General features: G+C 64.6%; 19 protein-coding genes. 11 read left to right on the top strand and 8 right to left on the bottom strand.

What is annotated here, in order from left to right:
* Positions 1-11 precede the first annotated feature (11 nt).
* The gene (locus AB7290_RS20445) at positions 12-764 is read left to right on the top strand and encodes an amino acid ABC transporter ATP-binding protein (protein ID WP_085404707.1); all 753 of its coding nucleotides are present in this window, start codon (positions 12-14) and stop codon (positions 762-764) included.
* Between the two features lie 42 nt (positions 765-806).
* Here the strand turns inward: AB7290_RS20445 and AB7290_RS20440 are convergent, their stop codons facing one another.
* Both AB7290_RS20440 and cysK read right to left on the bottom strand, forming a co-directional pair.
* Entirely contained in the window at positions 807-1,046 is a 240-nt protein-coding gene (locus AB7290_RS20440; protein WP_028152108.1) for a BrnA antitoxin family protein, read from the bottom strand.
* A 3-nt stretch (positions 1,047-1,049) separates the two neighbouring features.
* The gene (gene cysK / locus AB7290_RS20435) at positions 1,050-2,027 is read right to left on the bottom strand and encodes a cysteine synthase A (protein ID WP_085404706.1); all 978 of its coding nucleotides are present in this window, start codon (positions 2,025-2,027) and stop codon (positions 1,050-1,052) included.
* Between the two features lie 224 nt (positions 2,028-2,251).
* On the opposite strand from cysK, the gene AB7290_RS20430 reads away from it, so the two are divergent.
* Positions 2,252-2,470, top strand: a complete 219-nt coding sequence (locus tag AB7290_RS20430; RefSeq protein ID WP_085404705.1) for a hypothetical protein — start codon at positions 2,252-2,254, stop codon at positions 2,468-2,470.
* On the opposite strand, the gene tgt is transcribed toward AB7290_RS20430, so the two are convergent.
* Positions 2,471-3,619: a tRNA guanosine(34) transglycosylase Tgt gene (tgt, locus tag AB7290_RS20425; RefSeq protein WP_085404704.1), complete on the bottom strand. Its 1,149-nt coding sequence runs from the start codon at positions 3,617-3,619 to the stop codon at positions 2,471-2,473.
* Between the two features lie 243 nt (positions 3,620-3,862).
* On the opposite strand from tgt, the gene AB7290_RS20420 reads away from it, so the two are divergent.
* The 4 genes from AB7290_RS20420 (at position 3,863) to AB7290_RS20405 (ending at position 8,012) form a co-directional block, all read left to right on the top strand.
* Positions 3,863-5,017, top strand: a complete 1,155-nt coding sequence (locus AB7290_RS20420; protein ID WP_085404703.1) for a patatin-like phospholipase family protein — start codon at positions 3,863-3,865, stop codon at positions 5,015-5,017.
* 138 nt (positions 5,018-5,155) lie between these two features.
* The gene (locus AB7290_RS20415; RefSeq protein WP_085404702.1) at positions 5,156-5,902 is read left to right on the top strand and encodes a TetR/AcrR family transcriptional regulator; all 747 of its coding nucleotides are present in this window, start codon (positions 5,156-5,158) and stop codon (positions 5,900-5,902) included.
* Between the two features lie 251 nt (positions 5,903-6,153).
* Positions 6,154-6,756, top strand: a complete 603-nt coding sequence (locus AB7290_RS20410; protein WP_063986357.1) for a PepSY domain-containing protein — start codon at positions 6,154-6,156, stop codon at positions 6,754-6,756.
* A 218-nt stretch (positions 6,757-6,974) separates the two neighbouring features.
* The gene (locus AB7290_RS20405) at positions 6,975-8,012 is read left to right on the top strand and encodes an aspartate-semialdehyde dehydrogenase (RefSeq protein WP_085404701.1); all 1,038 of its coding nucleotides are present in this window, start codon (positions 6,975-6,977) and stop codon (positions 8,010-8,012) included.
* Between the two features lie 99 nt (positions 8,013-8,111).
* Here AB7290_RS20405 and queA read toward each other — a convergent pair whose 3' ends face one another.
* From queA to coaD, 5 genes are all read right to left on the bottom strand, one after another.
* Positions 8,112-9,197 carry a tRNA preQ1(34) S-adenosylmethionine ribosyltransferase-isomerase QueA gene (gene queA / locus AB7290_RS20400; RefSeq protein WP_085404700.1) on the bottom strand — a complete coding sequence of 362 codons (1,086 nt, stop codon included), beginning with the start codon at positions 9,195-9,197 and terminating at the stop codon, positions 8,112-8,114.
* A 143-nt stretch (positions 9,198-9,340) separates the two neighbouring features.
* Complete coding sequence (locus tag AB7290_RS20395) at positions 9,341-9,805, bottom strand: peptidylprolyl isomerase (protein WP_071913717.1); 465 nt, start codon at positions 9,803-9,805, stop codon at positions 9,341-9,343.
* On the bottom strand, positions 9,802-10,212 hold the full coding sequence (locus tag AB7290_RS20390) for a hypothetical protein (protein WP_063983169.1): 411 nt from the start codon (positions 10,210-10,212) through the stop codon (positions 9,802-9,804). The genes AB7290_RS20395 and AB7290_RS20390 overlap by 4 nt, the downstream gene beginning before the upstream one ends.
* 9 nt (positions 10,213-10,221) lie before the next feature.
* The gene (locus tag AB7290_RS20385) at positions 10,222-10,797 is read right to left on the bottom strand and encodes a peptidylprolyl isomerase (protein WP_085404699.1); all 576 of its coding nucleotides are present in this window, start codon (positions 10,795-10,797) and stop codon (positions 10,222-10,224) included.
* 37 nt (positions 10,798-10,834) lie between these two features.
* Positions 10,835-11,332, bottom strand: a complete 498-nt coding sequence (gene coaD, locus AB7290_RS20380) for a pantetheine-phosphate adenylyltransferase (protein ID WP_085404698.1) — start codon at positions 11,330-11,332, stop codon at positions 10,835-10,837.
* Between the two features lie 249 nt (positions 11,333-11,581).
* Between coaD and AB7290_RS20375 the strand changes: the two genes are divergently transcribed.
* The 5 genes from AB7290_RS20375 to AB7290_RS20355 all read left to right on the top strand — a co-directional run bounded on the left by AB7290_RS20375 (position 11,582) and on the right by AB7290_RS20355 (position 18,016).
* Positions 11,582-11,839 carry a hypothetical protein gene (locus tag AB7290_RS20375; RefSeq protein ID WP_071913713.1) on the top strand — a complete coding sequence of 86 codons (258 nt, stop codon included), beginning with the start codon at positions 11,582-11,584 and terminating at the stop codon, positions 11,837-11,839.
* A gap of 192 nt (positions 11,840-12,031) precedes the next feature.
* On the top strand, positions 12,032-13,885 hold the full coding sequence (locus AB7290_RS20370) for a potassium transporter Kup (RefSeq protein WP_085404697.1): 1,854 nt from the start codon (positions 12,032-12,034) through the stop codon (positions 13,883-13,885).
* A gap of 468 nt (positions 13,886-14,353) precedes the next feature.
* A complete protein-coding gene (locus AB7290_RS20365) occupies positions 14,354-16,657 on the top strand; it encodes a TonB-dependent siderophore receptor (protein WP_161495922.1) in 2,304 nt (767 codons plus the stop codon).
* A gap of 4 nt (positions 16,658-16,661) precedes the next feature.
* Positions 16,662-17,825: a PepSY-associated TM helix domain-containing protein gene (locus AB7290_RS20360; protein WP_085404695.1), complete on the top strand. Its 1,164-nt coding sequence runs from the start codon at positions 16,662-16,664 to the stop codon at positions 17,823-17,825.
* Complete coding sequence (locus AB7290_RS20355; protein WP_085404694.1) at positions 17,822-18,016, top strand: hypothetical protein; 195 nt, start codon at positions 17,822-17,824, stop codon at positions 18,014-18,016. Before AB7290_RS20360 ends, AB7290_RS20355 begins: the two co-directional genes overlap by 4 nt.
* The last annotated feature ends 85 nt before the right edge of the window (positions 18,017-18,101 follow it).

Here is an 18,101-nt window from a genome sequence, read left to right as displayed (position 1 = left end):
GGAAGCAGTGCATGGCCACGAGCTGGACTCCGGATCAGCCCATCGTCCAATGCGTCGACGTCAGAAAGTCGTTCGGAGCTCTCGAGGTCCTGAAAGGCATCAGCCTGTCGGTCAAAAAGAGCGAGGTGATCTGTATCATCGGCCCGTCCGGATCAGGGAAATCCACGCTGATCCGCTGCATTAATGCGCTCCAGCCGATCACGTCCGGCAGCATTCAGATCGAAGGCATCGAGGTGTCCGATCCCAGGCTCGACAAGCTGGCGCTGCGCCGCAAGGTCGGGATGGTGTTTCAGCAGTACAATCTTTTCCCGCACAAGACCGCGCTCCAGAACGTGATGATGGCGCCGATCCATGTTCTCGGCCAGAAACGTGCCGAGGTCGAAGCGCGCGCCCGGGCGCTGCTTGCCAAGGTTCGGCTCGCGGGGAAGGAGGATACCTATCCCGGTGAGCTCTCCGGCGGACAGCAGCAGCGCGTGGCCATCGCCCGCTCGCTGGCGATGCGACCGGACATCATGCTGTTCGACGAAGTTACGGCCGCCCTCGATCCGGAAACGGTCAAGGAGGTCCTGGTCACCATCCGGGAGCTGGCCGAGGATGGCATGACATGCCTCCTCGTCACCCATGAGATGAACTTCGCGCGTGAGGTCGCCGATCACGTCTACTTCACCGACCGCGGTGTGATCGTCGAGCACGGGCCGCCGGAAGCCTTGTTTACGGCGGCCAAGGACGAACGAACGCAGCGGTTTCTGTCGCAGGTCCTCTGAGTTCGCCGGCGCGCCGCCCTTCGGCGCCCCCGGCAGGAGGCGCTACTTCCCCGCCGCCTTGCGCAGCGCCTCGTTGATGCGGTCCTGCCAGCCGGGACCGCCCTGCTGGAAGAACTCCAGCACGTCCTGGTCGATGCGCAGCGTGACCTGCTCCTTGATTCCCGGCGCCACGTTCGGCTTCGGTGGCGCCACGGCGACCTTGGCGGTCACCTTCTTGAACGCCGCTTCGGCCTCCGACCGCGCATCGCCAAGCGTGCGCGGCCGCCTCGGTTGATCCGTCATGTCCTAGATTCCCTCAAACAGAGCCGTCGAAAGATACCGCTCGGAGAAGGACGGCACTATAGCCAGAATGGTTTTTCCCGCAGCTTCCGGCCGCTTGCCGATCTGGAGCGCCGCCGCGATCGCCGCGCCCGAGGAGATGCCGCCGGGAATGCCCTCATGCCGCGCCAGCGCCCGGGTGGTCTCGATTGCGGTCGTCGAGTTGATCTTCACGATCTCGTCAATCACCGAGCGGTCGAGGATGTCGGGCACGAAGCCGGCGCCGATGCCCTGGATCTTGTGCGGCGTGTGCTGGCCGCCTGAGAGCACCGGGCTTTCCTCCGGCTCGACCGCCACGACCCGCAGGGACGGCTTGCGCGGCTTGAGCACCTGGCCGACGCCGGTGATGGTGCCGCCGGTACCGACGCCGGCGACGAAGAAATCGACGTTGCCGCCGGTGTCGTTCCAGATCTCCTCGGCGGTGGTGCGGCGGTGCACCTCGGGATTGGCGAGGTTCTTGAACTGCTGCGGCATGACCGAATTCGGCGTCGTCTTCAGGAGCTCCTCGGCGGTCGCGATCGCGCCCTTCATGCCCTGCGCTGCCGGCGTCAGCACCAGCTCTGCGCCGAGAAAGGCCAGCATCTTGCGCCGCTCGATCGACATCGATTCCGGCATCACCAGCTTGAGCCGGTAACCACGCGAGGCCGCGACGAAGGCGAGCGCGATGCCGGTGTTGCCCGAGGTCGGCTCGATCAGCACGGTGTCAGGCTTGACGATGCCGGCCTTCTCCATCGCGATGATCATGGCCGCGCCGATGCGGTCCTTCACGCTCGCGGCGGGATTGAAATATTCAAGTTTTGCCAAAATCGTCGCGTTGACGCCGTGCATGCCCGGCAGCCGCTGCAAGCGCACGATCGGCGTGTCGCCAAAGGCCTCGACGATCGAAGAGTAGATCCGGCCGCGGCCGGGCTGGTGCGCTGCACCCGTGTTGGACGATGCGTCCATGATGAACTCCCTGTGACGACAATTTCTGTTTCTGCAGCGTCTCTTGTGCAGTAACGGACAGCTTGGGACGACACGCAAGCGACAATGCGGCACATGTTAAATACGCTGCATCGCAAAATCGCGTGAGCTGTAATTATCAGAAAACCAACGCATTTGTGTTGCGACCTCGTCAACTGATTCGGTCTATGTTAGGCTTAGGTCTCAAAGCCAGAGAGGTCACCACGATGTCAGCAGTCGCTGAAGTGTTGTCGACCGTCGCACATCACCGCGCCCCGCGTTGCAGCGAGTTGCCGACCTGCCCGGTCTGCGCCGACTCGATGGTCGCCGCCGAAGCATCCGCCTACATCTCTGACCATATGATCAGCTATCTCTGGACCTGCGACAATTGCGGCTATGGCTTCGTGACCAAGCACGCCGTCAAGCAGCGGATCGTCTGCAACTGACTAGCGCGGGGCGATGTCGCCCCTCGCCCAGTCTTGGCGCGTACGCTGGTAGAACTCGTCGAACGTCCCGTGTGCGATCGCGTCCCTGATGCCCTGCATCAGGAACTGGTAGTAGGCGATATTGATCTCGGAGAGCAGCATGGCGCCCAGCGTCTCGCCCGCCTTGACGAGATGATGCAGGTAGGCGCGCGCGTAGTTGCGCGCCGACGGCCAGGAACTCGCTTCGTCGAGCGGACGCGGATCGTCGGCGTGGCGCGCGTTGCGCAAATTGACCTGGCCGAAGCGCGTGAAGGCAACGCCATGACGGCCATTGCGCGTCGGCATCACGCAATCGAACATGTCGATGCCGCGCTTGACCGCTTCGAGGATGTCGTCGGGCGTGCCGACGCCCATCAGGTAGCGCGGCCGCTCTCTCGGCAGCATCGGTGCGGTCTCGTCGATCATCGCCAGCATCACCGCCTGCGGCTCGCCGACGGCAAGTCCGCCGATCGCATAGCCGTGGAAGCCGATTGCGACGAGGCCTTCGGCGCTGGCGTGACGAAGCTGCGGCACGTCGCCGCCCTGCACGATGCCGAACAGCATGTAACCGTCGGGCGCACTCTCGAATGCGCGCTTGCTTCGCTCGGCCCAGCGCAGCGACAGCCGCATCGCCCGTTCGATGTCGTCCCGCTCGGCCGGCAGCCGTACGCATTCGTCCATCTGCATGGCAATGTCGGAGCCGAGGAAGCGCTGCACCTCGATCGAGCGCTCCGGTGACAGCTCGACCTTGGCGCCGTCGATATGCGAACGGAATGTGACGGCGTTCTCGGTGACCTTGCGCAGGTCCGACAGCGACATCACCTGGAATCCGCCGGAATCCGTCAGCATCGGCCCGTTCCAGCCAGTGAACCGCTGCAGGCCGCCGAGCGCCGAGATCCGCTCGGCGCCGGGACGCAGCATCAGATGATAGGTGTTGCCGAGCACGATGTCGGCGCCGGCCTCGCGCACCTCGCGCCAGTGCATGCCCTTCATGGCGCCGGCGGTTCCGACCGGCATGAAGGCCGGCGTCCGCACCACGCCATGCGGCGTGGTCAGGCGCCCGGTGCGCGCGGCGCCATCGGTGGCGAGCAGTTCGAAATGATTGGGTAGACCGGTGTCAGGAAGATTCATGGTCGTGCTTATTGCGTGTCGGAAGAGGCTGATCAACCCGCTCGGACCACGCCAGAGCCGGCTTGTGGCTCAGAGCGGGACACATTTGACGCCGACTTGATCGCCCGGCGCGCTTGCCAAACAAAACGATACAGTGTAGTTTTTGCGCGGGGCTGGACGAGATGCCGCGGTGAATTTTGCCGGCGGCAGTATTTGCGTGATCGCCAGCCACCGACAATGCCCTCCGCTTCATCTTCGACCGAAATGTCCGGCCCCTCGCGCGGCTGGATCAGACAGACAGGCGCCCGCCTGACCGGATTCCTGGTTCTGGCGTGCAGCCTGGCACTCGGCGCCTGCACCTCCCTGCCCCGCACGCCCTATACGGCCGCTGAGGCCAGCACGTCGCGCGTGCTCGATATCGACGGCTTGCGCCGCTACGCCGACGAGCCCGTCACGAAATTCAGCTTCGAGAAGGACACCAGCACCGCGACGAAGTCCTATCTGGCGCTCTCCGGCGGCGGCGCCGATGGCGCCTACGGCGTCGGCGTGCTCAACGGCTGGACCACGGCGCGCACCCGGCCGACCTTCTCGGTCGTCTCGGGCGTGAGCACCGGCGGTCTGATCGCACCGTTTGCGTATCTCGGCTCGCAATATGACGACACGCTCAGGGAGCTCTACACCAGCGGCATCGCGGAGAGCCTCCTGAGCGATCCCAGCATCATGCGTGTGCTGTTCGGATCCGGCCTGTTCGGCAACACGCGGCTGCGCGAGCTCGTCGCCCGCTATGTCGGGCCGGAGATCATGGCGCAGGTCGCGCGTGAAAACGCCAAGGGCCGAAAGCTGCTGGTGGTGACCACCGATCTCGACACCCAGCGGACCGCCATCTGGGACATGGGCAAGATCGCAGCGGTCGGAACACCCGAGGCGCTAAAACTGTTTCGCGACGTGATGGCGGCCTCCGCCAGCATTCCCCTGGTGTTTCCGCCTATCATGATCGACGCCGAAGGCCAGGGCCGCAGATTTCAGGAGATGCATGTCGACGGCGGCGTGACGGCGCCGGTGCTGACGCTGCCGGAAGCCCTGCTCTCCCAGGACCGCCTGCCCGGCAACGCGCGGATGAACATCTACATCCTCGTCAACAAGAAGATCGAACGCAATTTCGAGCTCGTGTCCAACAGCACCATCGACGTGGCCTCGCGCAGCCTGTCGTCGATCACCCAGTCGCAGACGCGCTCGATCATCTTCTCGACCTATGATTTCGCCAAGCGCAACAATCTCGGCTTCCACCTCTCCTACATCGCGCGCGATTACCCCGCGCCGCCTTCGGAAGGGTTCGACACCGCCTATATGCGGGCGCTGTATCAGTACGGATACGAGAAGGCTGCCTCCGGCCAGGCCTGGACTTCGAAGCTGCCGTAGTGATCTCTCGTGACGGAACGAGACCGTGCCGAAACCGTTGACGATATGGCCAATTCGGCCAGATTCGCGATGACGCCCCCGCTCCCGCGCGATATAGAGCAAATGACGACGATTAGAAGCGCGCAGGAATCATTGGGCATGGGATTGACTGCGACCAGGACAAAACCGGCGGCGCCACGGCGCGAGGTGCCGAAATCACGCGGCGGCCGTCCGACGAAGACCGCTGCGATCGAGCGCGATCAGCGGCTGATCGAGGTCGCCACCCGCCTGTTCCTGGACCGCGGCTTCGACGCGACCTCGCTCGACGCGGTCGCGGAAGCCGCTCGGGTCAGCAAACCCACCGTCTATTCCCGTTACGGGGACAAGCGTGGCCTGTTTGCCGCCGTGCTGAGGCGCGAAATCGCGCGCTGGCTTGCGCCGCTATCGGCAGCCGCCGAGACCCAGATCTCCAGCGCTTCGGACATTTCGGTCGAGCAGAGGCTGGTCGAGATCGGGCGCGAGATGCTGACCTTCACCTGCGGGCCCGATGCCGTCGCATTCAGCCGCATGATGACGTCACAGGCCATCAACTTCCCCGACATCGCCAAGCTCGGCAAGGAGGAAGGCTGGCTGAAGGCCGTCGCAACCACCGCCCGCTTCTTCGACCGTCTGGTGGCGCAGGGCGCACTCGACGTCGACGACACCACGATCGCGGCAGAGGTGTTCCTCGACGTCGTCGTCGGTCACACCCACCGCCTGGCGACGTTCGGCACGGCGCTGGAATTGAAGGCCGCCGAGAAGCGCATGCGCGCGGCGATCAAGCTGTTCCTGGCCGGCGCGCTGGGACCAGCAGACCGCATCCAGAGCGCCGCAAAGGGCACACAGCGGCGGCGCCCGTCCCGCTGACAATTCCGTGAGGTAGTGACGTTTCCCCCTGGAGGTTACGCCCGCGTCGTTGACCAAAACAAAACGATACGGTATGGTTTAGTTATAAGCGATACGGACCGCTTTTTCACCAGCCCCAAAGAGGTCCGTCCCGCCCAAGATCGCCGTGCCGGGTTCAGCCCGCTGCGACGCTCCGCGGCCGGCCGATGCCCAAGGTCGGCCGCGAATTCTTTACGATCATCCGGCACACTCGCTGGCCGAGGGTTTCGAGCATGACGACAGCCAAACGATTGACCTCGCGATTGCTTGCGATCGCCTTGCCGGCGCTGCTCCTTGCCGCGCCGGCGCAGGCGACCGTGGCCGCGGGCACGCCAACCGCGCTTCACGGCGACACAGATGGTGATGCTGAAGCAGACCGCCAAGCGGTCAGCCGCGAAATCGAACGATTCCGCAGCTCGTCGATCTCGATCGGCCAGGCCATGGCGATTGCGGAAGCCCGTCATGCCGGTGCCACGACGGCGGATGTGAGTTTCGACGGAGCCTCCGGCGTGCCGGTCTACCGGGTGAAGACCCTGCACAACGACCGCATCTGGCGCCACACCATCAACGCCGCAACCGGCGAGCTCGTCGGCGGCGAAGCCGCCCTCCCCCTCGCCGAGCTCGATCTCGACGACCGCAGCAACCTCGCGGCGCTCGGTGCCATCAAGCACCGCCTTGCGGATGCCGTGCACGTCGCCGAACGTGCGGCCTCGGGCAAGGCGATCAGCGGCGGACTGGTGCGCGAACGCGGCCGGCTGAATTTCGCGATCGTCGTCATCAGCGGCGACAACCTCAAGGAGGTCATCCTGGAGCCGCCGGGCGCCCGGGCGAAATAGCGGCGGCCACAATCCCGCCGAAAAGCCATTGACGGGCGCGAAACTCTCCCGCATAAGTCGCCGCCATGTTCACGACCACCAAACGCACGACTAAAACCACCACGGCCTTCGGGGCCCGGGGAGGCGTGCGCGCGTAGGTCGTCGACTTAAACGCAATCCACTCTACCGAAGCTCCGACCTCTGGTCCGGGGCTTTTTTGTTGTCTTCAGCTCAATGCAATGGAGGAGAATGTGAGTAACGATCCCGTCGTCGCGATTGTCGGCGTCACCGGTGCGGTGGGCGCCGAATTCATCGCCACCATGGACAAGCGCGGCTTTCGCGTCGGCAAGCTCAAGGCGCTCGCAAGCGCCCGCTCGGCCGGCAAGACGGTATCGTTCCGCGGGCAGGACGTCGTCATCGAAGAGCTCACCGAGCGCGCCTTCGAGGGCGTCGACATCGCCCTGTTCTCCGCCGGCGGCAGCATCTCCAAGAAGTTCGCGCCAATCGCGGTGAAGGCCGGCGCCGTCGTGGTCGACAACTCCTCCGCCTTCCGCATGGACCCGAACGTGCCGCTGGTGATCCCCGAGATCAACGCGAACCGCATCCGCGACCACAAGGGCATCATCGCCAACCCGAACTGCGCCGCCATCACCGCGCTGGTGCCGCTCTGGCCGATCCACCAGACGAACCGCATCAAGCGCGTCATCATCTCGACCTACCAGGCGGCCTCCGGCGCCGGCGCCGCCGCGATGGACGAGCTCGTCGAGTCCACCCGCGCCAATCTCAACGGGCAGGTCTATACGCCCAAGGTGATGCCGCACCCTTACGCCTTCAATCTCTTCAACCACAACACCGCCGTCGATCCTGAAACCGGCTACAACGACGAAGAGACCAAGGTCATCAACGAAACCCGCAAGATCTTCGAGGACGAGAAGATCGCGATCGGCGTCACCTGCGTCCGCGTGCCGGTGCTGCGCGCCCATTGCGAGGCGATCACCTTCGAATGCGAGAAGCCGATCAGCGAGGACCAGGTCCGTGCCATCATGGCGCAGGCGCCCGGCGTGAAGCTCGTCGACGACCGCGTGAAGAACTACTTCCCGATGCCGATCGACGCCTCGGGCCAGGACGATGTCCTGGTCGGCCGCATCCGCAAGGATCTCAGCGATCCCTCAGGGCATTCGATCTCGATGTTCGTGGCGGCGGACCAGCTGCTCAAGGGCGCCGCGCTGAACGCGGTGCAGATCGCGGAGTTGTTGCCGCAGCGGGTGATGGCGTAACGGAAGGTGCGTAGGGTGGGCAAAGGCGCGCAAGCGCCGTGCCCACCACTTCTCTCGCGCATTTAAGAAAGATGGTGGGCACGCTTCGCTTTGCCCACCCTACGGCGCCGAAATTAGTGGCGCCCGAAACAACAAGCACGCATCCCCGTACGAATAGAACCGGTACCCTTCCGCAATCGCGTGCGCATACGCTCGCTGCATCGCCTCGAGCCCGGAGAACGCCGACACCAGCATGAACAGCGTCGACTTCGGCAAATGGAAATTGGTCAGCAGGATATCGACGGCACGGAAGCGATAGCCGGGGGTGATGAAGATCGACGTCTCGGCTGTGAACGGCCGGATGGTGCCGTCCTCGCCGGCCGCGCTTTCGAGCAGCCGCAGTGACGTCGTGCCGACGGCGATGATGCGCCCGCCATTCTGCCGTGCGGTGTTGAGCCGCTCCGCCGTCTCGGCCGAGATCGTCCCCCACTCAGCATGCATCTTGTGGCCTTCGGTGTCGTCCGCCTTCACCGGCAGGAACGTTCCGGCACCGACGTGCAGCGTGACGCGGTTGATGCCGACGCCGCGATCGCGCAGCGCCTGCTCCAGCGCCGGGGTGAAATGCAGGCCCGCGGTGGGAGCCGCGACGGCGCCTTCGTTCGCAGCAAACATGGTCTGGTAGTCCGCGAGGTCCTGATCGTCGGGCGCACGCTTGGAGGCGATATAGGGCGGCAGCGGCGGGCTGCCGAGATCTTCGATCGCCTGATCCAGCGCCGGGCCGTGAAACGAGAATGACAGTGTCACTTCACCATCGGTGCCCTTGGCCTCGACCTCGGCGTCGAGATGGCCGAGCAGGCAAACCTTGCCCTCGTTGCCGAAGCGGATGCGGTCGCCTGCCACGAGCTTTTTTGCCGGCTTCACCAGCGCCTGCCAACGGGAACCATCGAGGCGCTTGATCAGCGTCGCCTCGATCTTGGGCTCGGTCTCGCGGCCGATGCGGCGGCCCTTGAGCTGCGCCGCGATCACCTTGGTGTCGTTGACGACGAGCTGGTCGCCCGCCTTCAGCCATTGCGGCAGCTCGGAAATGAGCTGGTCGCGCAGCGCGCCACCTTCCACGACCAGCATCTTCGCGGAGTCGCGCGGGCTCGCCGGGCGCAACGCGATGCGCTCGGCGGGCAGATCGAAATTGAAGAGATCAGTGCGCATGTCGGGCTCAGCGCCACGCAGTCAGACCCTCATGGTGAGGAGGCGCCTAGCGCCGTCTCGAACCATGAAGGCCGAGCTGCAACAGCGGGGCCTTCATCCTTCGAGACGCGCGTTCCGCGCTCCTCAGGATGAGGGTTGAGCGGTCACTCCGCGTCCGCGGCCATCCGCGCCTTGACGATCTTGTCGGGGTTCTGGACGGGCTCGCCGCGCTTGATCTTGTCGACGTTCTCCATGCCCTCGGTGACCTTGCCCCACACCGTGTACTGGTTGTCGAGGAAGCGGGCGTCGTCGAAGACGATGAAGAACTGGCTGTCGCCGGAATCGGGGCTGGCGGCGCGGGCCATCGAGGTGGTGCCGCGCACATGCGGTTCCTTGTTGAATTCCGCCTTCAGCTTCTTGCCGGAGCCGCCGGTGCCGGTGCCCTGCGGGCAGCCGGTCTGCGCCATGAAGCCCTCGATCACGCGGTGGAACACGATGCCGTCGTAAAAGCCCTCGCGGACCAGTTCCTTGATGCGCGCGACGTGGCCGGGCGCGAGATCGGGCCGCATCTCGATGGTGACGGGGCCCTGCGTGGTCTCGAGGATCAGGGTGTTTTCGGTGACGCTCATGCTCGTCTCTCTTGCGTTGGGGGTGAAGTCTTCCGGTTACGGAACTGGATCGCGAATGGACGTCCCGCGGCGGCGCCGGCCATTGCATCGGTAAATGGCATCGGCGTGCAGCGTTGCAGCGCCTCCATCACGGCGACCCGGTATTGCAGCCGGTCATTGTCGGAGGCCTCCGCGGATTCATAGGTAATCCTCGGATGGCCCAAAATGTTTCCGGCCCGGTTAAAGCTCACGACGACGGTGATGTCGATAGGGCGAGCCTTGCTGGGCGGCGGCGGCTTCCAGCAGGTCCGCAAGTGCTGGAAGATGTCCTGGATGGTGTTGACCTCTGCGTCTCCGGCGGCCGCGCCGGAAACGCCTGAAAGCAGCAGCGCGGCAGCCAGCAGAAGCCTATTGCCATAGCGCGCCATGGCCCCATCCTATTTGATGTCGGAAGCGACCTGGACCTTCACCATCTTGTCGGGATCGGCGACGGCGCCGCCGGCCGAACCGGGCGGTGCCTTCTTCAGCTTGTCGACGACGTCCATGCCCTGCACGACCTCGCCGATCACGGTGTACTGGTTATCGAGGCTGCCGCCGTCCGCGAACATGATGAAGAACTGCGAGTTGGCGCTGTCGACGCTGTCGCCGCGCCGCGCCATCCCGACGATGCCGCGGGCGAAATGAACCTTGGAGAATTCCTGCTTCAGGTTCGGATATTTCGAGCCGCCGGTGCCGTTGAATTTCTCGCCGTCGCCGGTCTGGGCCATGAAGCCGTCCATGACGCGATGGAAGGGCACGTTGTTGTAATAGCCCTCGCGCGCGAGCTGCTTGATGCGCTCGGCATGTTGGGGCGCAATGTCGTTCCGCAGCTTGATGACGATGCGGCCCTTGGTGGTGTCGATGACGATGGCGTTGGCCTTGTCGAGATTGGCCGGCAATTGCTGCGCCACCGCCGGGACCGCGCTGAAGAGCGCGGCAAAGATCGTGGCAAGAATTGCGAGACGACGGATCATGAGAACTCCGGATCAGGTAGGATGAAGAATTGCGCCGTTATCCGGCGAATTTGGCCTTGAGCAGGTTGGCGACGAGCGGCGGCACGAAGGTCGAGATATCTCCGCCCATGGCCGCGATTTGACGCACCAACGTGCCGGTAATTGGGCGGACGGCCGGAGAGGCCGGCAGGAACACGGTTTGGACGTCGGGCGCCATGGCGCCGTTCATCCCGGCGAGCTGCATCTCGTAGTCGAGGTCGGTGCCATCGCGCAGACCCCGAATCATGACAGTCGCGCCGTGCCTGCGTGCCGCGGTGACCGCAAGATCGTCGTAGGTCACGGCCTCAAGCGTACAGCCGACCTGGGCCGCGACCGGCCCGCAGACGTCATGGAGCATCTTGAGCCGCTCCTCGGTTGAGAACAGCGGCTTCTTGCCGGGATGGACCCCGATCGCGACCACGAGCCGATCGCACAGGGGGACACTGTTCCGGACCACGTCCAGATGGCCGTTGGTGATGGGGTCAAAGGAACCCGGATAGAAGGCGATACGCGGCATGTCCCCGTCCTACCGCGCCCGGCCCGGCCCGGCAAGCCAGACGGGTTCCCTGCCGGTTTTTCGGCGGCGCCGAGTCGGAATCCCCCGAATTGTTTCGTCCTCGGGACGGCCATGAAACAAAACGAAGTGCGAACGAAACCATTTCGGGCGTCCGCGAAGACGTCCGGAAACTGGCCATGGTTACTAATCCACCCAACGAATGACGGGCCGCACAACTGGGCGTAGCGGCCGCATCACAGGGGACCGTCAATGATCAAGACCATCTCGGCCATCGCTATTGCTGCGTTCGTTGCCGCCGCTCTCACCGTCCTTCCCGGTTTCGCTCCGACCGTCGAGGCGAGCGTCCCGCAGCCGCTGGCCAAGAGCGACCGTCTCGATATCCGCACCGTCGGCAAGGACTGCTCGCAGCAGGCCTGGCCGAACTTCGAGGCGTCCTGCCTGCGCCAGGCCGGCACCAAGGCCAATATCCGCGAGGCGCGTCTCGTGACCGCCGACCGGACCCCGTAGTCGAACCTGTCAGCTTCGCGTCATATAAACCCCGAGATAAATCCCATGGATATTTGCGACGTCTCGTCGCAGACTGTCTGATACTCGCGCCCGTCGGAATGGCCCGGCGGGCGCGATCCCATCGGGGGGTCGACCTTGTCCAGTACGCCCGCAGTCGTTTCCGGCCATCACCCTGACCCTCTGCCGATTGCCATGACCATGGGCGCCCTCGGGGTGGTCTATGGCGATATCGGCACCAGCCCCCTCTACGCCCTGAAGGAAGCCGCCAAGGCGGCCGCCCATGGCGCTACGGTGACTCCCGAAGCTGTCCTGGGCGTTGCCTCGCTGATCCTCTGGGCCCTGCTGCTGATCATCTCGCTGAAATATGCGCTTCTGATCCTGCGCGCGGACAATCGCGGCGAAGGCGGCATCGTCGCGCTGCTGGCGCTGCTCCACGCCCGCCACGCCCAGTCCGGCACCTGGCGCGCGCATCTCCTGGTGGTCGGCCTCGTCGGCGCTGCTCTCCTTTATGGCGACGGCGCGATCACCCCGGCGATCTCGGTGCTCTCAGCCATCGAAGGCCTCAAGGTCGATGCGCCCTCGCTCGCGCCGGTCGTCGTGCCCATCACCGTCGCCATCCTGATCGGGCTGTTCATGATCCAGAAGCAGGGCACGGGCTTCATCGGCCGCATCTTCGGGCCGGTGATGCTGGCCTGGTTCTTCGTGCTGGCCGCGCTCGGCGTCCACGGCATCGTCAAGGCCCCGGCTGTGCTCGCGGCACTGAGCCCGCTCTATGCCTTCAACTTCCTGATCCACCAGGACTTCCACATCTCCTTCGCGATCCTCGGCGCCGCCTTCCTGGCGGTGACCGGCGGCGAAGCCATGTACGCCGACATGGGGCATTTCGGCCGCTTCCCGATCCGGCTCGCCTGGTTCGCGATCTGCCTGCCCGCGTTGGTGCTGAACTATTTTGGGCAGGCCGCGCTGCTGATCACCGATCCCGCGATGATCGAGAACCCCTTCTTTCAGCTCTGCCCGGACGCCCTGCACTATCCGCTGGTCGCCTTCTCGGCGCTCGCGACCGTGATCGCCTCGCAGGCGATCATCTCCGGCGTGTTCTCGCTGACCCAGCAATCGATCCAGCTCGGCTTCCTGCCGCGCATGCAGATCCGCCACACCACGAGCCACGCGATGGGCCAGATCTACGTGCCGCTGGTGAACTGGCTGCTCGCTGCAGCAACGCTCGGCGCGGTCCTGAGCTTCGGCACCTCGGAAGCACTCGCCGGCGCCTACGGCATCGCGGTGTCGCTGCTGATGGCGATCACCACGCTGCTCGCGGCCCTGGTCGCGATCCAGTGGGGCTATTCGCCGTGGATCGTGGTCGCCGTCAACGGCTTCTTCTTCGTGATCGACGTGATCTTCTTCTCCGCCAATTCGATCAAGCTGTTCGAGGGCGGCTGGTTTCCGCTGCTGCTCGCGGCCCTCGTCGCCTTCATGATGCTGACCTGGCGCAGCGGCGTGAAGCTGGTCGAGGCGGCGCGCGCGAAGCTGCGCCAGCCCGAGGAGGACCTGATCGAGACCGCGGTCAACAAGTGCAGGGCCAGACTGCCCGGGACCGCCGTCTTCCTGGCATCCGCCCCGCGCGGCGTGCCGCTGGCGCTGACGCAATTCGTCAAGCACAACCACGTGCTGCATGAGCGCATCGTCCTCGTCACTGTGCTGATCGAGGAATCCCCGCACATCACCGATGAAGACCGCGCCGAGGTGATCGAGATCGTTCCCGGTATCACCCGCGTGGTCCTGCATTACGGTTTCATGCAGAATCCGACGATCTATGCCGGCCTGACGCTCGCCTGCCGCCAAGGCAAGCTGCCCGGCATCGACCTCTCCGACATCACCTACTATGTCGGCCGCGAGACCATCATCCCGAGCGAGGACATTCCGGGCATGTGGGTCTGGCGCGAAGGCCTGTTCGCCTTCCTCCAGCGCAACGCCGAACGCTCCGCCGCGTTCTTCGGCGTGCCGACCAGGCAGGTGGTGGAGTTCGGGACCGAGCTGGAGATCTGATCATCGTGTGGATTGCCCGTTCAGGGCAAGGCAGGCTTCGCACCACGCGTCTCGATGAGATGCCGATCACCGACAGGTAGAGCTCGTCACGCCCGCTTACCCGGGAGTGTGCGACATTCGCGCGCACCTCAATCTTGTCTGGCCCATCACCAGCCATACGCAGCAACAAATTCCAATGTTTTGTCGATCAGTTAGCTTCGCTTTTTTAGAAGTTCTAAGAATGCCTCCAATTATGACGTTTCGAGTGATTCAAAATTCGTCCAACTCGACGCTCGCAGTGTCGCCATCTAACACGCGCGCGGGTGCGAAGTCGCGTGAGGTCAGAAGGATCATCCCGCCGGCGCGGCGATCGCCGGATGGGGCGCTGACATGGAATGCGATGGACACGGCCTGCGTGGTCGTGCGGACTATTTTTTAAGGAACACTTTCAAGAGCACAGCCAGCGCACTCGCGCTTGGCTGCTTGCTGATGGCCGTCACGCCGGTGAACGCGCAGACCGCCGGCCAGTCCGGTGCATCCGCGTTGCCGCCGGTGACGGTCAACGCACCCGTTCAGCGCGCGCAACGTCCGGTCCAGGTCCGGCGCAACGCATCGGCGCGGCGCAGTGCGAGCCAGCGGTCCGCTCAACAGGCCAACCGTTCGACAGTACAGCCGGAGCTCCAAGCGCTGGTGGGAACAGCAGCGCGCGTCAACGCCGGCACCAACGGGTTCGTCGCCACCCGCGCCTCCGGCGCCACCAAGACGGATGCGCCGATCATGTCGACGCCGGCATCGATCGCCGTCATCACTCGCGACGAAATGAATGTGCGGCAGGCGCAGAGCATCCGCGACCTCTTGCGCTACGCGCCAGGAATCTATTTCAGCAACGATACCGATTTCCGCTTTCAGAACGTCAGCGCTCGCGGCTTCAGCCTCGAAACATATCTGGACGGGCTGCGGCTCCAGGGCGGACCGTTCGGTGCGCCGCGGGTCGATCCCTATTTGCTCGAGCGCGCCGAGGTGATCACCGGGCCGGCATCAATTCTCTACGGCGCCGCCTCGCCCGGCGGCATCCTCAACCTCGTCAGCAAGCGCCCGACTGAAAATCCGTTCGGAGAAGTCTCCCTGCAAACCGGCTCGTTCAACCGGATCCAGGGCGCCTTCGATGTCGGCGGCCCCGTCGACAAGGACAAGACGCTGCTCTACCGCGTCACCGGTATCGGCCTCAACGCCGACACCCAGGTCGACAATATCGGCGAGCAAAGATTTTCGATCGCGCCGGCCTGGACGTGGCGTCCGAGTATCGACACCACCATCACCTTCCTGACGAGCTACCGGCAGGACCCGAAGGGTGGTGCCTTCGCGCTCTTGCCGATCCAGGGCACGCTGGTGCCGGGGACGTTCGGGCAGATCCCGCGCAATTTCTTTGCCGGCGATCTCAACTACGAGACTCTCAAATACAAGCAGGCAACCGCCGGCTACGAGTTCGAGCATCGTTTCGACGACGTCTTCACGGTGCGCCAGAACGTACGCTACCTGAACAATGAGCTCAGCTATGTCGAGGTGCAGCCCGGCGGGTTCACGACGACGGGCGCGGGCGGCACGCTCCGGCTGGTCGACGGCCGCACGATCAACCGGAGCTACTTCTCGACCAACGAGAACCTCGACACATTCGCTGCCGACAACCAGCTCCAGGCCAAGTTCAACATGGGACCGTTGCAGCATACGGTCCTCGCAGGGGTCGACTACCAGCGGTTCGACTTCAACAATCTCGCCCGCTTCGCGGCCACCAACACGCTCGACATCCTGGCGCCGAATTACACGCAGAGCATCGCCGTCCCCACGGCGCTCTTCCAGAACCTCGACCAGCACCTGTCGCAGCGCGGCCTCTACGTCCAGGACGAGGCCAGGCTCGGCCGGCTCACCGTGCTCGGCGGAGTCCGCTACGACTGGGCCGAGGGTAATACCCTGGCGCAGAACACCGGCGTTCGCGTCCTGAACGACGACCAGAAGCCAACCGGCCGCATTGGCGCGATCTACAATTTCGACAACGGCATTGCGCCCTATGTCAGCTACTCGACCTCGTTCCAGCCGACCTCGGTCGGCACGCTGCTGAACGGCCAGCCGTTCAAGCCGACCACCGGCGAGCAGTATGAAGGCGGCGTGAAGTATCAGCCGGTCGGGACCAATCTGATGTTCACTGCCGCGGTCTACGATCTCAAGCAGCAGAACGTGGCAACGGTCATCAGCGGCCCCGGCATTCCCGCCAACACCACGGCGCAGGTTGGCGAGGTCAGCTCGCGCGGGTTCGAAGGATCCGTCGTCGGCAGCCCCCTGCCCGGCCTGAGCCTGCGCGGGCAGTACTCCTATCTCGACAACCGGATCAGCTCGCCCCAGGACGTGAATTTCGGCAAGCGGCTCGCCAACGTCCCGATGCACACCGCCTCGCTCTGGGCCAACTATCTGGTGCAGGGCGGTCCTGCCACCGGGTTCGGCTTCGGCGGCGGCGTCCGCTACGTCCACGACATGTACACGACCAACGCCAACAATCTGACGGTTCCGACCATCGTGCCGGGCGTCTTCCTGCCCGCCGCCACGGTGCCGGCCAGCACGGTGTTCGATGCGGTGCTGTCCTATGATTTTGGGATGCGGTATCAGCAGTGGAAGGGCCTCAGTGCGGCGGTGAACGTCAACAACGTGTTCGACAAGACCTATGTCTCGTTATGCACGGCCGGCGGCTGCCGCTGGGCGCTGGGGCGCACGGTGCTGGCGACGCTGACCTACCGGTGGTGAGAGGATGACAGCACAGTCAGTCAAATGGTGGTCGCTGGTCCACAAATGGACCAGCCTGGTCTGCACGCTATTCCTCCTGATGCTTTGCATCACCGGGCTCCCACTGATCTTTCATGACGAGATCGACGAGCTCTTCAAGTCGGAAGCCTCGGCCCGGGAGCTCCCGGCGGATACTCCGCAGGCTCCGCTAAGCCGGCTGGTCGACGCCGCCAAGGCGCGCTATCCGCAGCGCTACCTCCAGGTGCTCGGCTGGGACGACGATCGCGCCAACGTCGTCAACGTATTCCTCTCGGCTACGCCCGAAGCTCCCCCCGGCCAACGTTTCCTGAAACTGTCGTTCGATTCCAGGACCGCCGAACTGATCGGCGAAGACACGCAGCAGGGCGGCCTGATGAGCGCCATCCGCATATTCCACCGCGACATGTTCTTGGGGTTGCCGGGTGAACTGTTTCTCGGCGTCATGGGCCTGTTGTTTGTCATCGCGATCGTTTCCGGCATCATGCTCTACGCGCCCTTCATGCGCCGGCTCAACTTCGGCACGGTGCGTCGTATCGGCGCGTCGCGGGTGAAATGGCTCGACCTGCACAATCTGATCGGCGGAGTGACTCTCATATGGCTGCTTGCCGTCGGCGTCACCGGTGTCATCAACACGATATCGTTGCCGCTGTTCTCCGCCTGGCGCGCGGAGGTGATGCCGGAGCTGATCGCGCCGCACTTGGGCAAGCCGCCGCTTGCGAAATGGGCCGACGTCGACGACGTCATGGCCGCAGCACGTCGGGCGCTCGACGGCAATACGCCGGCCAGCATCATCTTTCCGACGGTCGCAAGGTTTGGGACACCACGGCACTTCATCGTCTGGACCAAGGGCACGACGCCGATCACCTCGCGCCTGTTCACGCCCGCGATGCTCGACGCCGAAACCGGGCAGCTCGTCACCGCGCGTGGCTTGCCGTGGTATCTCAGGGCGTTGCAGGTATCGCGCCCGCTTCATTTCGGGGACTACGGCAGCCTGCCGCTGAAGATCATCTGGGCGCTGTTCGATCTTGCCGCGATCGTCGTGCTTGCCAGCGGCGTCTATCTCTGGCTCGGCAAGCGCAAATCGCCTCGCGTCACCACGCGCGCGCAGGACGGGCCGCCTGTCGTAGCGACATCCGGGATCCGTCCATGAAGCGCGAGCGCCACACCATGGACGAGATCTTTCGCTGGCCGCTCCTGCTCGGGGGGCTCATCCTTGTCGGGCTGGCGTCGGCGCTGTTCGGCGACGATGGCTGGGACGCGCTGTCCTGGGCAACACTGGCAATTCCGCTGGCCGTGCTCGGCTGGAAGGCATCGCGCCAGCCGCATCTTCCAGGATCATAGGCCGGACACCGGCGCGTTGTGCCGTGCCGGACCTATCCGGTTGATTGCAACCGTCAACGGGGACGACACCTGACGGGATCGGCTC

Source organism: Bradyrhizobium sp. 613_E4_N2_2 (assembly GCF_052075995.1).
Classification (GTDB): domain Bacteria; phylum Pseudomonadota; class Alphaproteobacteria; order Rhizobiales; family Xanthobacteraceae; genus Bradyrhizobium; species Bradyrhizobium barranii.
Note: the sequence above shows the minus strand (reverse complement) of the source record. Positions and strands in the feature narration are given on the sequence as shown.